The sequence below is a fragment of the Paenibacillus piscarius genome, from assembly GCF_022234545.1.
Lineage (GTDB): Bacteria > Bacillota > Bacilli > Paenibacillales > Paenibacillaceae > Paenibacillus_AQ > Paenibacillus_AQ piscarius.
On sequence record NZ_JAIEUI010000003.1, the window covers coordinates 209,914 to 225,088 of the forward strand.

At 56.9% G+C, this 15,175-nt stretch carries 13 protein-coding genes; 9 read left to right on the forward strand and 4 right to left on the reverse strand.

The genetic code is table 11. From position 1 onward, the window contains the following. Positions 1-123 precede the first annotated feature (123 nt). From K1558_RS06970 to K1558_RS06980, 3 genes are all read left to right on the forward strand, one after another. Complete coding sequence (locus tag K1558_RS06970) at positions 124-816, forward strand: response regulator transcription factor (protein WP_238650672.1); 693 nt, start codon at positions 124-126, stop codon at positions 814-816. Continuing rightward, complete coding sequence (locus K1558_RS06975) at positions 813-2,285, forward strand: sensor histidine kinase (protein ID WP_238650673.1); 1,473 nt, start codon at positions 813-815, stop codon at positions 2,283-2,285. The genes K1558_RS06970 and K1558_RS06975 overlap by 4 nt, the downstream gene beginning before the upstream one ends. Positions 2,286-2,382: 97 nt before the next feature. Further along, a complete protein-coding gene (locus K1558_RS06980; RefSeq protein WP_238650674.1) occupies positions 2,383-3,504 on the forward strand; it encodes a TolB family protein in 1,122 nt (373 codons plus the stop codon). Positions 3,505-3,604: 100 nt separating this feature from the next. On the opposite strand, the gene K1558_RS06985 is transcribed toward K1558_RS06980, so the two are convergent. Both K1558_RS06985 and K1558_RS06990 read right to left on the reverse strand, forming a co-directional pair. Beyond that, a complete protein-coding gene (locus tag K1558_RS06985) occupies positions 3,605-4,756 on the reverse strand; it encodes a DUF4179 domain-containing protein (RefSeq protein ID WP_238650675.1) in 1,152 nt (383 codons plus the stop codon). Beyond that, entirely contained in the window at positions 4,722-5,321 is a 600-nt protein-coding gene (locus tag K1558_RS06990) for an RNA polymerase sigma factor (protein ID WP_238650676.1), read from the reverse strand. The genes K1558_RS06985 and K1558_RS06990 overlap by 35 nt, the downstream gene beginning before the upstream one ends. 276 nt (positions 5,322-5,597) lie before the next feature. On the opposite strand from K1558_RS06990, the gene K1558_RS06995 reads away from it, so the two are divergent. The 6 genes from K1558_RS06995 to K1558_RS07020 all read left to right on the forward strand — a co-directional run bounded on the left by K1558_RS06995 (position 5,598) and on the right by K1558_RS07020 (position 10,595). Next, positions 5,598-6,137, forward strand: coding sequence for a MarR family winged helix-turn-helix transcriptional regulator (locus tag K1558_RS06995; RefSeq protein ID WP_238650677.1), 540 nt, complete (start codon positions 5,598-5,600; stop codon positions 6,135-6,137). 42 nt (positions 6,138-6,179) lie between these two features. Continuing rightward, positions 6,180-7,628 carry an aryl-sulfate sulfotransferase gene (locus K1558_RS07000; RefSeq protein WP_238650678.1) on the forward strand — a complete coding sequence of 483 codons (1,449 nt, stop codon included), beginning with the start codon at positions 6,180-6,182 and terminating at the stop codon, positions 7,626-7,628. Then, positions 7,625-8,653: an ABC transporter substrate-binding protein gene (locus K1558_RS07005; RefSeq protein ID WP_238650679.1), complete on the forward strand. Its 1,029-nt coding sequence runs from the start codon at positions 7,625-7,627 to the stop codon at positions 8,651-8,653. The genes K1558_RS07000 and K1558_RS07005 overlap by 4 nt, the downstream gene beginning before the upstream one ends. A gap of 22 nt (positions 8,654-8,675) precedes the next feature. Next, positions 8,676-9,464 (forward strand): ABC transporter ATP-binding protein, encoded by a 789-nt coding sequence (locus K1558_RS07010; RefSeq protein WP_238650680.1) that lies wholly within the window; start codon positions 8,676-8,678, stop codon positions 9,462-9,464. A 19-nt stretch (positions 9,465-9,483) separates the two neighbouring features. Next, on the forward strand, positions 9,484-10,278 hold the full coding sequence (locus tag K1558_RS07015; RefSeq protein WP_238650681.1) for an ABC transporter permease: 795 nt from the start codon (positions 9,484-9,486) through the stop codon (positions 10,276-10,278). Positions 10,279-10,358: 80 nt separating this feature from the next. Continuing rightward, the gene (locus K1558_RS07020) at positions 10,359-10,595 is read left to right on the forward strand and encodes a DUF6953 family protein (RefSeq protein WP_238650682.1); all 237 of its coding nucleotides are present in this window, start codon (positions 10,359-10,361) and stop codon (positions 10,593-10,595) included. Positions 10,596-11,216: 621 nt separating this feature from the next. Here K1558_RS07020 and K1558_RS07025 read toward each other — a convergent pair. Continuing rightward, a complete protein-coding gene (locus tag K1558_RS07025) occupies positions 11,217-13,607 on the reverse strand; it encodes a UvrD-helicase domain-containing protein (RefSeq protein WP_238650683.1) in 2,391 nt (796 codons plus the stop codon). A 643-nt stretch (positions 13,608-14,250) separates the two neighbouring features. After that, positions 14,251-15,123 carry a Cof-type HAD-IIB family hydrolase gene (locus tag K1558_RS07030; RefSeq protein ID WP_238650684.1) on the reverse strand — a complete coding sequence of 291 codons (873 nt, stop codon included), beginning with the start codon at positions 15,121-15,123 and terminating at the stop codon, positions 14,251-14,253. Between the last annotated feature and the right edge of the window lie 52 nt (positions 15,124-15,175).

Here is a 15,175-nt window from a genome sequence, read left to right on the forward strand (position 1 = left end):
TTCAACTATCTACAGTTTACCCAACTATACTGAAATGAAGCTTAAGCCTTCTTAAAGATAACCTAAAGCTTGGGCGGATCGCTGGTTTCACCGAACAAGCACACACGGAAGGATGAGTCACCTATGAAAAAAATACTGGTCGTCGACGACGAGCCGGCCATTGTGAGTGCGATTGCCTACGCGCTGCGGCGGGAAGGCTATGAGGTCGATACCGCCGGCGACGGGGAGGAAGCGCTGGGCAAGGTGAATACCTTCCGCCCCCATGTGCTGGTGCTGGATGTCATGATGCCGAAGCTGAGCGGATATGATGTATGCCGTAAGCTGGAGGACCGGGATGATATCGGCATTATTCTGCTGACCGTTAAGAACGATATCGTTGATAAAATCGTCGGTCTGGAGCTTGGCGCAGACGATTATATGACCAAGCCGTTCGAGATCCGCGAGCTGCTCGCCCGGGTCAAGGCGCTGCTGCGCCGGCTGGAGAAGAATACGCCGGAAGTCCGCAGCGAGCGGCTGGAATACGGCCTCCTGCAGGTATACCCGGACCGCCGCAGCGCCGAGCTGAGCGGGGAGCCGCTGGAGCTGACCCCGAAGGAATTCGATCTCTTGCATCTGCTGCTCTCACACCCGCAGCGCGTGTATATGCGCGAGGAGCTGCTGGAGCAGGTATGGGATATGGACTACGCCGGGGGGACGCGTACCGTGGACATCCATATCCAGCGGCTGCGCAAAAAACTGGGCGAGCCCTACCAGAATATCCTGCAAACCGTCTACGGTGTCGGCTATAAGGCGGTGCCCGCCGGGAGCTACCCATGAGGATCAGCATCAAGCTGAAGTTCAGCCTGTTCCTGGCGGTGCTGCTTATTCTGGCTGTCGGTGTGCTGAGCTATTTCGTGCTGCGCGGTGTGGAGCGCAATGAGCTGAGCCAGACCGAACGCATTCTGGCCCAGCATGTCACAACCGTCAACCTGCGTGTGAAGCAGACGTATTATACCGGTGCGCGACTCACGCCGCAGGCTTTCATGGAGCAGCGGGGCAAGGCGCTCGCTGCCGAATTGGCCGGATTCACCGGCCTGGAGGTGACCTTGTATGACAGCCAGGGCCGGCAGGCAGGCACCTCGGCGCAAGGCGGGCCCGGGCCGGGTGAGGGCAAGCCGGATCTCAGCACGGCGCTGGACTACGCGCTGAATAACAAGGTGGCCTACCAGAGTGAAGGCGGCCGGCTGTTCTACCTGGCCCCGCTCCAGGGGCCGGAAGGGCAGATGGGCGTAGTGCAGCTGCAATATTCGCTGGAGGGCGCGCGCAGCTTCCAGCAGACGCTGCTGAATCTGTTCCTGACCACAGGCGGCGCGGTGCTCGTCTTCAGCTTCATCCTCGGCTACCTGTACTTTAACCGGGCGGCTGCGGCTATCGGGCGGCTGAAGAAGTCGGCGGAGGATATCCGCCGGGCCGACTATATCACCGCTCCGCCGGTGAAGCGCAAGGATGAGCTGGGCGAGCTGGCCGAGGGCATCTACTTCATGAGCCGGGAGATTGAGCGCAGCATAGCCGCCAAGGATGAAGAGCGGCGCAAGCTGCAACTCGCTGTAGAGAAGCTGCAGGCGCTGGAGCAGCAGCAGAAGCAGTACATCGGGAACATCAGCCATGAATTCAAGACGCCGCTGACCTCGATCAAGGCGTATGTCGATCTGCTGAATATGTATGACGATGACCCCAAGCTGCTGCATGACGCCAAGCTCAATATTGCCAAGGAGACAGAGCGGCTGTATGAGATGGTGGAGAAGGTGCTGCAGCTTACGGCGCTGGAGAAATATGATTTTGAATCCCAGGCGGAGCTGCTGGAGGTGGAGAGCGCGCTGCGGGATATCTGTGACCGGATGCGCGGCAAGGCGGCGCGGTATGGGCTGACGGTCACGCTGGATGCTAAGCCTGCCCATATCTGGATCGACCGGGAGAGCTTCATGCATATCTTCATTAATCTGCTGGACAATGCGATCAAATATAATGTCCCTGAGGGCAGCATCCGCCTGCACAGCGAGGTAAGGGACCAGCGGGTATGGATTACCGTGGAGGATTCGGGAATCGGCATTCCGGAGGACTCGCGGGAGAAGATTTTTGAGCCGTTCTACACAGTCAACCGTGACCGTTCGAGAGCTTCGGGCGGGACGGGGCTGGGACTGTCTCTGGTCCGCAATCTGGTGGAGAAGCAGAACGGGACCATTGCTTTGCTGGATAGGCCGGGCGGGGGAGCGGCGTTTGCGCTGTCTTTTCCGCTGGTGGACTGATGGGGCGCATGTTTACAACTTGGATACATTTGGTGTGCAGTTTGGAAATAAGCATCGGGTATGCTTGGAGCACCAAGAGCTGGAGGGAAGCCTGAACATGAATGCGGAGAAGAACAGATTACGCGGCAAGACGTGGCGCATGCTGCTCTGCGGGGCTGTGCTGCTGTCTGCGGCCGGCTGTGCGGCGGAGAATACGGATACACGGCAGGTGGTGGAGAAGTCCGGCCAGAAGATTACCGTTCTCGATAATACCAGTGAACCGGTCTATACAGAACTGAAGCTTGAGGATATCCGCAAGGTAGAGGGAGTGCGGGGCACGGACTTCGCCAGCGAGGATGTGATGGTCGTCACCCGGGAGAACCGCAGCCTGAAGGCACAGGTCATTGAAGGACAGGAGCGCTATCCGCTCAATCTCTATTTGCACACCCTCTCCACCGGAGAGGAGACGCCCCTGCGGGAGGGAGAGCTGAACTATGGTGCGCCGCAGATGTCCCCGGACAAGACGCATGTATTCTTCAAAGAGCTGTATGATGTGACCGGGTTCGGATATATCATGGACCTGGCTGGCGGCGCTCCGGTGAAGGTAAGCGATGCGGAGTTTCGGATTGAGGAGGGGAAGTGGGCGGATGACGGGCATGTGATTTTTCCGGATATGGAGGGCAATATTATAAGCGCAGACGTGTCCGGCAAGCAGGAGATCCTCTTGAAGACAGGCATCCCTTACGTGCATGAGGTGGTTCAGACGGGCAGCCGGATTCTCTACATCACAGGGGAAGACAGCCAGCTTAGCGCCTACGATACCGTTACGAAAGAGACCAGGGTGCTGGGACAAAACGTCGTCTGGGCCGTCCCGTCCCCGGACGGAAGCAGGCTCGCCATCGTGGAACGTATCGGCCGGGGAGAGATGACACTGAAGCTCTGCGACAGCGAGGGCAATGAGCAGTCTCCGGTAGCCTCAGGACAGCAGGTATTCGGCACGAGCTGGTCGCCGGACGGCCAGTTACTGGCGTATGCGGTTACGGCTTCAGGCTCTACGGATGACCAGCAGGACCTGTTCATCACCAGAGTGGAGACGGGAGAACAGACCCCTGTGCTGAATGACATTCATGTGGCTGACCCACTTCATTGGAGTCCCTCCGGCAAGAAGCTGCTGGCCACAACCACGGTGCTGAAGGATAATGTCTACCAGTTCCTGACCTATGTGGTCAGCCTGTCGTAACCTTTCTTATGCTCAAAAAACAAAAGGCTGTCCAGGTAGCCCTCAACGGCTTAACCTGGACAGCCTTGCTTGTATCCGGAGAACAGCTATACAGCCAGAATTAAGGCTGGAGGGTGATCGTAGTCTCCAGATTCTTCAGATACGTCCGTGTGCCCTTGCTCTCGCGTCCCGGAAGGAAGTTGCCTATACTGTCATGCTTCTGCCCGACAATGCTGAAGTCATCGTTCTTCACCGTAAGTGTGTACGGCTTGATGGTGATGGTCTTCGGTGTGGCGGCAAAAGGAGGATACAGCTCATTCAGATGATATTCCGTCTTCGGTCTGCTGTTATAGAACCCGTATTGATTCGGGTCCATCGAATTCCCCTGGTCATCTACAAGCTCATAGTACATCATGCTGGCATGATAGTCGCCGGACTGCTCTGCAGATTGCGGCACCTCACCCTGGCTGCTCAGAACCAGACGGGTGGATACCGGGGTGACCTTCAATTGCTCGACCGTGTAGCTGAAGGAGCCTTCAGTTTTGGTGATATTCGGAGTAACGACCAGGGCGTTATCCATGATTTTGACCGGGGCCGTGAATTCAAAGGTTTCATTCACTTGCTTGACCTTAACCTGAATCGTCAGCGTGAAGGCATCCGGCAGATTCAGATCCCCGGTCAGCTCTCCGCGGTAGGCATTATCCTGATAGGGAATATCGCCGAATCCTCCCGAAGTGAATTTAATCTTCTGCCCGTCCGCCAGTACAACCGGTGACTCAATCAACTGCCCCATAGTAGCTTCGCCGGACAGATCCAGTCCGCCCTCATGCTCCAGCTGGAAGCTTAGCCGTGTTCCGTCATAGAGCAGATCAGTCAGCTTCAGGGTAACACCGTCATGGGTGACGCTCAGTCCGGGCTGGGATAAGATCCCCTGGCTCATGGCCAGCTCCACCGACTGCGGGCTGGTTCCCTGATACAGGATGCCGATCCCCGGAATTCTCTTCAGTGTATCCGCCATCACGGGCGATACGAAGCCTGCGCCCAGAATGCCTGCACCCAGCACTCCAGCGACCGCTGCGGCAACGGCTGTTTTTTTGAGCATCCCCGGCGTGTTCTTGGCAGCTCTTATTCTATGGACTCTACTCATTTCATTCTCTCCAATCTTGTTCATAATGATCTTGCTTAACTCCAGGTCAGGCTTAACGGACTCCCGGATATTTTGTTCAATAGCATCCATTTCAGGATGTCTTGTTCGCCCCTGATATTGTTCCATGCATCCTCGCCCCTTCTTTATGGCTTGCGCGCTCCAGCAGCTTTCTGCGCAGCCGTTCGTATTTTTTGCGGACTGTAGTGGCCTTAAGCCCCATAATCGCGCTGATCTCGTCAAAAGTATATTGCTCCACCGCTTTCAGCAGCAGAATATGGCGTTCTTCTGCAGTCAAATAGGTCAGCAGCTCGGAGGTTACGGATTCGGCTGGCAGGACCTGTTGCTGCTGCTGCTGGCTCTCTTTGAAATGCTCAACTAACCGGAGCCAGCGGCTCTGTTTCTTTTTCAGATTGATCAGGTGGTGATATGCGATCTTGTACAGCCAGGCTGAGAAGGAAGTGCTGTTGCCATAACGGTGAAGGTTCGCATAGGCACGGATGAAAATATCCTGGACAGCATCTTCGGTTTCGGTATGGTTCTTAAGAATATAGAAGCAGTAGGTATAAATCTGACGTTGAAACTGCTTGATAATCAGCTCATAGGACTGCTTGTCTCCTGCCTTCACAGCCGCTACAGCATCCTCAATCCTGGAGTTTCTGTCGTCCGTTTCCCCGGGGACGGTTGCGTGCACTGCCTCACCTCCTTTGGCTTGATACCTATATAACAATACGGGAGCCGTGTTTTGTGACATGATTTTATTTAAGTTTAATTCATACTTGACAGGTGGGTTTAAGGGGTATATGATAACAGCAATACTTCACCGCTAATTAAATGAACAGTGAAAGAATAACACAATCGATAATACTTGAGCTGATTGGACCGCCAAAGGCTCCCGCAGATATTCCCGTACAGGGGATATTTCGGGGGCCTTTTTGTGTCCCTGGATCGGCAGCAGAGGAGAGGGCGTATGGAGAATACACAGTGGGAGCGGCTTGCGGCAGCGGATCATCTGTTCCGTAAAATGGTGCGCAGGTTCGTCAAGGAACGTGACCGCGTAAGCGTGGAGGGGGTGGCCCTGCCGGGAATGCTGATGCTGCACAAAATCATCCGCGACGGGGAGCAGCGGCTCAGCGATCTGGCGGAGGAGCTGGATTTCACCTCAGGTGCCATCACGGCGCTGAGTGACAAGCTGGAGGCCGGCGGATATACGATGCGCAGGCGCAAGGAGGATGACCGGCGGACGGTGCTGCTGGATATTACCGCCCGCGGCCGGGAGATGGTGGCGCGTAACGGCAACATCGGTGCGAAGTGTATTACGCTTCTGTTCGAGGGCTTCACGGACGAGGAGCTGGAGCAGCAGAGCCGGTTCTATCAGCGGATCATCGGCAATCTCGAAGGATTCGCGGATACGCTGCTGAAGCTGGCGCAGGAGAATACTGCCGCTGCCGTTCCCGCAGAGCCTGAACAGAAGCGCACCGGTGGGAAGGGCAATTATCTCAGCTACTGAGAATGAAAGGTTATACTACCATAACGATAGGGAGAGATGGACATGGGACATTCCACTATATATCCGACAGGGGCAACCGTATATAACCCAAGTAAGGCATGGAGCGGCTATACGGTGTTCCAGGCAGGCGATGAAGGCGTAGTGCTGATTGATATGAACGGGAAGGAAGTACATCTATGGCAGGGCCTGATCGGCTTCCCGGCCAAAATCCTCCCCGGCGGCTACGTCCTCGGGAGCACCGGCAGAAGAGATCCCAAATTCGGCATTCAGGATAATGTTGATCTGGTGCAGGTCGATTGGGAGGGCAATGTGGTCTGGAGATACAACGGCTATGAGCATATCGAGGACCCGGGAGTGGAGCCGCTGTGGTATGCCCGCCAGCATCATGATTACCAGCGGGAGGGCAATCCAACCGGTTACTATGCTCCGGGACTTGAGCCTTCGGTTAACAGCGGGACAACACTGATTCTGGCCCACAAAAATCTGTACAATCCTGCAATTTCCGACAAGCAGCTCCTGGATGACACGATTATTGAGGTGGACTGGGAGGGCAATGTGCTCTGGGAGTGGGCCGCCAGCGATCATTTCGCCGAGCTGGGCTTCGACCAGGCGGCACGCAATGTTCTGTTCCGCGATCCCAATACCCGCTCCTTCGGCGACCTGGGCGGCGGTGTAGGCGACTGGCTGCATATCAACTCTGCGTCATATGTGGGGCCGAACCGTTTCTATGATCAGGGAGACGAGCGCTTCCACCCGGACAACATCATCTGGGACGCCCGTGAGGCGAATATTATCGCGATCACCGACAAGCGCAGCGGGGCTATCGTCTGGCGTCTCGGACCGGATTATTCCCTGCCTGAGGTGAAGCATATCGGCTGGATCATCGGCCAGCATCATGCCCACATTATTCCGAAGGGGCTGCCGGGCGAGGGCAATCTGCTGGTGTTCGATAACGGCGGCTGGGGCGGCTACGGCCTGCCGAATCCGGCTTCGCCCTTCGGCCAGAAGAACGCGCTGCGGGATCACTCGCGCGTGCTGGAGATTAACCCGGTAACGCTAGCGATTGAGTGGCAGTATACTGCGGCGGAGGCTGGCTTCTCCATTCCGACCGATTCTTATAAGTTCTACAGCCCGTATATCAGCTCGGCGCAGCGGCTGCCGAACGGCAACACCCTGATTACCGAAGGCTCCAACGGGCGGCTGTTCGAGGTGACGGCAGCGCATGAGCTGGTCTGGGAGTATATCTCCCCGTACACGGACCGCCGCAATACGAATATGGTCTACCGTTCGTACCGTGTACCCTATGCCTGGGTGCCGCAGCTGTCGGAGCCGCAGGAGATTCCCATCGAGCCGCTCGATATCTCCAGCTTCAGAGTGCCGGGCGCTGCGCCGAAGGGGGCGGATTCGGTTGTGCGTGTGGAGGCGACACTTCCTTTCATAGAGGGGGCGGCATGTGTAGCTACTACGGATGAAGGCGGTGCATTACGTTGACCCGATCATGGTACAGCTCAGTCATCCTGCTCTTATCCTTATCTCTTACACTGGTACTTGCCGGTTGCAGCTCCAAGGGAGATGCGGCGGCTTCTGCAGGAGGCGGCAACGCTGCACAGAAGGCGTTGAAGATCAGGATTGCCGATATCAATACGAATCCAATCTTCCGGGTAGCTCTTAAACAAGGGATTTTTCAAAAACACGGCATCGATGCCGAGATCATCAACTTCGGGACACCGGCGGAGGGGGTCAATGCGCTGTTCATCAAGCAGGTGGATGTAGCCTTCGGTGCGGACTTCCCGGTGTTGAACGCTGTTGCCAAGGGCGACTATTCGATCATTGCCTCCGCCGGGCAGGCGACTGATCAGGCAGCGGCCGTATGGAAGCTGTATGCCAGGGACGAAATCCAGTCAGCCGCTGACTTGAAGGGCAAGAATCTGAGCTTCCTGCGCGGAACCTTCCTGCCTTATCTGTGGGATGAGTACCTGAAGGAGCAGGGCATCGCACTGAGCGATGTGAAGCTTACCGGGCAGGGAGCGTTCGACGAAGCCTTCATCGCCTTGAAGCAGGGCGATGTCGATGCCGCCTGGTTCAGCGGATCGGCGCTGACGGATAAGCTGGCTGCGCTTGAGGGCGTGCACGAGCTGACCGATATGTCCAAGACTCCGGTGCGCCTGGGGATGGGACTCGTTGCTGCGGATACTTATGTGCAGGACCATGCTGAAGGCGTAGGGGCCTTCCTGGCTGCGGTGGATGAAGCCTCGGCCTACGCACAGGCGCACCCGGAGGAAGTGGCGGAGCTGATGTTCCAGGAAGTGAAGCAGCCGAAGGAAGCGACATTGAAGGATCTGCCGGCGAATCCGTGGAAGGTGGGCTTCACCCAGGCCGCTTATGACAGCCTCGCCGGACAGAAGAAATATATGGTGGATACAGGGATTATTACACAGGATTTCGATCTCGGCAGCAAGCTTAAGCTGGAGCCGCTGAAGCAGGTCCTGCCGGATAAAGTGACGTACAGCAAATAAATGATTTTACAGGAGGTGCCCCATGTCTTTAGTTGCTACACCAACGGTAAGGCAGCATGCCATTCATATGGAGCAGTTGAATAAGAGCTACGGCGAGCCGGCGGCCGGGGACGTTCACTATATTATCAAGGATGTGAATCTGGTGATCAAGGGCGGGGAGTTCTTCGTGCTGCTCGGCCCAAGCGGCTGCGGCAAGTCCACGCTGCTGAATATGATTGCCGGGTTCGTCTCCAAATCGGGCGGCCGCCTCCGGGTGGATGACCTTGAGGTGAATAAGCCGGGCCGGGAGCGGGCGGTGGTGTTCCAGCAGGCGGATTCTTCCTTGTTCCCCTGGCTGACGGTGCGGGAGAATGTGGAATTCGGATTGCGGATGAAGAAGGTGGCCAAGGCAGAGCGCCGGAGTATATCCGGCCGGTATATTCAGCTTGTCGGGCTGAACGGGCATGAGGACAAATTCCCGAAGGCACTGTCGGGCGGGATGAAGCAGCGGGTGCAGCTGGCCCGGGTGCTGGCGAATGATCCGGCGATATTGCTGATGGATGAGCCGTTTGGCGCGCTGGATGCCATGACCCGGCGGACGATGCAGAAGGAGCTGGTGCAGATCTGGCGGGAGACGCATAAGACGGTGATTTTCGTGACCCATGATATTCAGGAGGCACTGCTGCTGGGGGGACGCATCGGCATTATGTCGGCAGGACCTGCCTCCAATATCACCGATGTCTACGATAACGGCCTGCCTTATCCGCGCGATGTGGCTTCACCTGAGTTCTACTCGCTGTATAACCGGATTCAGAGCCATTTTGAAGAATAGGACGGGGAGGTGACCCTTGATGAGATGGATTGAGAAAAAATGGGTATCCGTATCGCTGCTATGGCTCACGCTACTTGGCATTTGGCAGCTTGGCGCCTGGCTATATGGTCCTGACGTTATTCCTGGCCCGTGGGCTACGCTTCAGGGCGGACGGGAGCTGGTGGAGGACGGGACGCTGGTGCACTATATCGGGGTCAGCCTGTACCGCGTACTGATCGGCTGGGTGCTGGGCAGTCTGCTGGCGGTTCCGGCCGGGCTGATCATCGGCAAAGTGAATGTGATCCGCCTGTTCGCCGAGCCGTTCCTGAATTTCATCCGCTTCATTCCGCCGATCGCCTTCATTACGCTTTTCCTGGTCTGGTTCGGCATCGGGGAGCAGTCGAAGATCGCGCTGATCATGTACGCCACCTTCTTCATCGTGGTGCTGAATACCCTGACCGGGGTCATGTCGGTGGAGGAGGATAAAATCCGCTCTGCCCGCAGCATGGGGGCGGGGGAATGGCAGATTCTGCTGCATGTGATTGTCCCGGCTACGGTTCCGTATATTTTCACCGGTGTGCGGCTGGCGATGGGGACCTCCTACATGGCGATTATCGGCGCAGAGATGATTGCCTCGAACGAAGGGGTGGGGTATCTGATCTGGAATTCGCGGCTGTTCTTCCGTACCGACTGGATCTTCGTGGGGCTGATCAGCCTCGGCTTCATGGGCTTCTTCACCGACCGCGCCTTCGGCTGGCTCGGCCGGAAGGTGCTCTACCGGTATGGTGTGGTGAGTGCCGGGGCGGGGCGGAGGACTGGTCTGGAGGACAAATAGCGGAAATGGCACCAAGAGATTCATGTTATAATGGGGAAGCTGCTGTAAGCAGGATGATCAGGAAGGAGCATTCCCCTTATATGGAGGCAACTGCACAGGAAGTAGCGGAGTGGATGGTCAAGGAAATCCGGTTCACCGGAACCCTGCACCAGAGCGCTGCGATTGAATATGTGAAGGCCAACTTCGGCGAACAGTTTGTATTCGTGAACGAGAACGGCAACGCCTCGTTGTCCAAGGAAGTGAAGAAGGCATTCCGCAAGCTGCACGGCGGCCGGATTGCCTGGGACCGCGACGGGTTCCTGTGGGCCTGGACGTAAGAGACAGCCGGGGCCGCAATAGTCCGCATCAATAAAGGGAGTGCCGCAGAAATTGCGGCACTCCCTTTATGATTGTTCATGGCTTATCGACACGAGCGGAATGAAATCGAAAAACCGATTACAATTGGCCAGTGGCCGGCTCGTGGGCGAAATGAAATCGAAAAACCGATTACAATCGGCTAGCGGACGCCTCGTGGGCGAAATGTAATCGAAAAACCGATTACAATCGGTCAGCGGGCGACCTGTGGCCCAAATGAAATCGAAAAACCGATTACAATTGTCCAGCCGCCGGCTCGTGGGCGAAATGTAATCGAAAAACCGATTACAATCGTCCAGCGGCCGGCTCGTGGGCGGAATGTAATCGAAAAACCGATTACAATTGTCCAGCGGCCGGCTCGTGGGCGAAATGAAATCGAAAAACCGATTACAATCGGTCAGCGGCCGGCTCGTGGGCGAAATGAAATCGAAAAACCGATTACAATTGTCCAGCCGCCGGCCCGTGGTCCAAATGAAATCGAAAAACCGATTACAATCGGCCAGCCGCCGGCCTGAGGGTCAAATGAAATCGAAAAACCGATTACAATTGGCCAGCACGCCGGCCCAGGGTCCAAGACGGTCCCACTACAACGGGACCTCCCGGGTGCCCGTCTCCATCGGGGAGCTGCACAGCGGGCAGCGCTTGGCGGCCGGGCTGGCAGCATCACTACCCGCGCCCGGCTTCCTCCGCGTCCATCCCGGACAGGCCTTGCCGGTACAGGTCCAGACCGGGACGATATGGGTTCTCGCGGCGGTGGAATCCGAACCTGAGAACCGTGAGCCCGCAGCACCCTGGCCGGAGCCAGAGCCATGGCTACTGCGGGCCGCAGATGTCCGGCCCGCAGCGGCCCCCGCCGATCCCGCTGCCTGCGGGCGGGCCGCCGCACGGAAGGCGGAGAGCATGAAGCGGGACACCTCCGCCTTCTTGCCCCTGTGCCTGGCTGGCGAGCTGATGAACAGCTCCTCGCGTGCACGGGTAACCGCAACATAGGCCAGCCTGCGTTCCTCCTCCAGCAGTGCGATGCCCGCTTCAGCTGCGGCTCTCGCCGCTGACGGGTTGATTACCGTTACTGAGGCTCTGGCCGGCTTGCGCTCCTTCAGCCGGTCATGGTCCAGTGCGGAGCTGTGCGGCAGAATTCCCTCTGAAGCCCCGATCAGGAAGACGACGGGGAACTCCAGCCCCTTGGACTTATGGATGGTCATAAGCGCAATCCGGTTGCCCTGCTCCTTGAGGCCCGGCTGCCGGTTCTGCTCATTGCGCTCTGTAACATTGTCGATGAATTCAAGGAATAGCGGAATCGTCGCGAACCGCTCTGCTGAAGCCTCCAGCTCATCAAGCATCTCCTTCAGCGTCTCCCGGTGCAGCGTCGCCTGGTGGCGCTCGCTTCCTTCAATGAAATAATCATAGAAATTCGTGCGGATCTGGCGGATCGCCTGCACCGGTGCAAGCTCACGCAGGCCGCGGATCAGGTCCAGCCGCTCGCGGAGCTTGGCCGCCTGGAACGCCTCGATGCCCGGCAGGGACAGCAGATGAATCAGCGGGCCCTGCTTCGCCTGCACCGCCTCCATGCGCCGGATATGCTCCATTCCCTTATCACGGTTCAGGTAGAGGGTGGGGAGAATATTCTCCATTGCGGCGAAGTTCCGGCGGTTAATGGAGAGGCGTAAGTGATCCAGCACCGGGGAGATTAGCCAGTGCTCGTAGAGCAGCTGGCCTTCCCCGTAATCGACATATGGAATATCGCGCAGCAGCAGCAGCTCGAGGATGGCCCGGTTGCTGCTTGTTGCGCGGTACAGCAGGGCGAAGTCACGGTATTCCCTGGCTCCGCGCTCAATCTCGCCTTCGATATGCGTGACAATCTGTTCCGCTTCCTCATCTGCTGTCTGCGGACGCAGATAACGGGGCGGGATACCGCTGCTCCGGGCTGCTTGAAGCGTCTTGGCCCGCCGCCGCGAGTTATGGCGGATAATGCCGTTCCCGAGCCCGATAATCGCCGGCCCGGAGCGGTAGTTGATATCCAGGGTAATCACCTTGGCCTGAGGATACAGCTTATCGAACTCCAGAATGAACTCGCTGCGTGCACCGTTGAAGGAGTAGATCGTCTGGTCATCGTCGCCGACCACCATCAGGTTGTCCTGCGGGCGGGCGATCATCTTGACCAGCTCATACTGCAGCAGGTTCGTATCCTGGAACTCATCGACCATGACATAGTGATACTGCTGCTGCAGCTCATGCAGCAGATTCGGCCGCTCCCGAAGCATCTGGTAGGCGAGCAGGAGTACATCGTCGAAGTCGATTTTGCTGTGATCGCTCTTCCATTGCTCGTAGCGGAGCAGGATCGCCTTCATCTCCTTCTCCGCCTCCGTAGTCTCGGGCAACTGCCTGGGCATGCCGAGGTTCATCTTCCAGCCGGAGAGCAGGGTCAGCAGATTCTCGGGAGGGTAGGCATCCTTCGGCAGCCCCAGCTCCCGCATAATCTGCTTCAGCAGAATGTGCTGGCGGCGGGTCTCGTGGAAGATCTCCTGCCGCAGCCCCTGCCGCCGCAGGAAGTACAGAAAGAACGAGTGGAAGGTGCGCGCTGCAAGGCGCGAGGCATCTCCCTCGTTCACGCCGGGCAGCAGGGCGATCCGCTCCCGCATCTCGGCCGCTGCCCTGCTGGAGAAGGTCAACAGCAGCAGGCGGCCGGGGGCGATGCCGCGTACAGACAGCAAATACCCGGTTCTGCAGATCAGCACCGAGGTTTTGCCGGAGCCTGCTCCGGCCAGCGTCAGCAGCGGCCCGAGATGATGCCGCACTGCGGCAATCTGCGGCGGATTCAGCAGAATGCCGCCCTCCTCCAGCCTGCGGAAGTAAGCCGCATCGCGGTCCTCCGGCTTGACCGTCTCCCGGCTCGTCCGGGCCGGGGCAACCTTTGCCTGCGGGATGGTCTCGCCGCTCGCCCCAAGCGGAATATTATGAAATGCAAGCTTGTTCATGAATTCACCTTCGTTTACTTCAACTTCTCGGCCCGTTTTGGCCAGTATCCACTATACCATTGCCCGGGCGTTTCTGCACAAAGAATGAGAGGATTCGCCCGAAATAACGCCATTTATCATAAAGTCCATTTTTTGATAGTTGAAGTTAATATATTGGACAAGACAGCTGTCCGGGAGTCCGGGGAATCAGGCTATTGGATCAGCCGGTTCCAGGTACGGCGTTCAAGCATCACACTATAGCTGAGGTCAGGAGGAGAACGTGTGTTTATTCCAATTCTAATGGAGTTGACTACAGCCGAGCGGTTAGCAGTGATCCTGTTTCTTATACTTAACCTGGGCGCGATATCCTTGTGTTTCGTTCAGCGCTCAGGAACCAACCGCCGCTGAGACGAAGGAGCTGTCCCAGAAGCTATGAGACGGCTGCTTGGGATAGCTCTTTATGCTAGAGAGATTCAGCGTGAGCACTTGGGGGAGGGGGAACGCTGGAGGGACGCTCCGCAACAGAACGATGTTCCCATACTACCTAGGCGTCAGCAAATATATGCTATTTTTCGCATATATAATTCCCACAATAAAAGGGGCTGTTACTTTTGGGACAGCCTCTTCAAGCTTTTTATAAAAGATACCCTGCAGACTTACCCGTCTACCCTTTGTTCTTGTCCAAAAGATGCCGTATGCCTGCCGCTACACCATGCTCTATGTTACTTAATGTAATGAAGTCGGCCGTCTCCTTCAGCACCTGGGCCGCATTCTCCATAGCAATCTTGTATCCCGCCATTTCAAACATCGGCAGATCGTTGTAGCTGTCCCCCATTACCGCCACCTGCCGGACAGGAATGCCGTAATGGTCAGCGAGCTTCTTAACCCCTGCGCCTTTGTTCGCCTCTTCATGATTAATCTCAATATTGCTGATATGCGATGCGGTAATAATTAGGCCGGGAATGGCCGCGAACCGCGCAGAGGCTTCCTTCAATTGCTCCCGGTTCAGGGAGAATACGAGCGTCTTGTAGATCCGCTGATCCGCATCACTCCAGATCTCCTCCATACTCTCCACATAGGTTACTGCCGCTTGCCGGAACTGCTGTTTAATCATAGCCTTGACCAGCCAGCGCGATTCTTCGGGCACTTCATCCTCTTTGAGCGAGGTCAGCTTCTTCTCCAGTTGCACCCGCTTATCCAGCTCCACATATACGTTATCCTGAGTGTACACCTCATAATATAAGTCCTGAATGCCGTTCATCCAGCGGAGGGCGGGGATCACATCCTCTTTGTTCAGCGGGGTGCTTGCGGCCACCGTCCGGTCATGCAGCGTGACCACGGCTCCGTTCAGACTCACGACAGGACACTCCAGATCGGCCAGCCGCAGTTGGCGTTCTGCATCCATATAAGCACGTCCGGTAGCGATGATGACGATATGTCCCAGGCTCTGCGCATGAAGGATAGCCTCCTTGTTCTCTGGGCTTATCTCCCCTTGCCCGTTCAGCAGCGTTCCGTCCATATCCAGTGCAATCAGCATATTCTTAGTCTCCTTTTCTGTAAGTCATTGTTGTGTTTCCGGGGGCATTGCA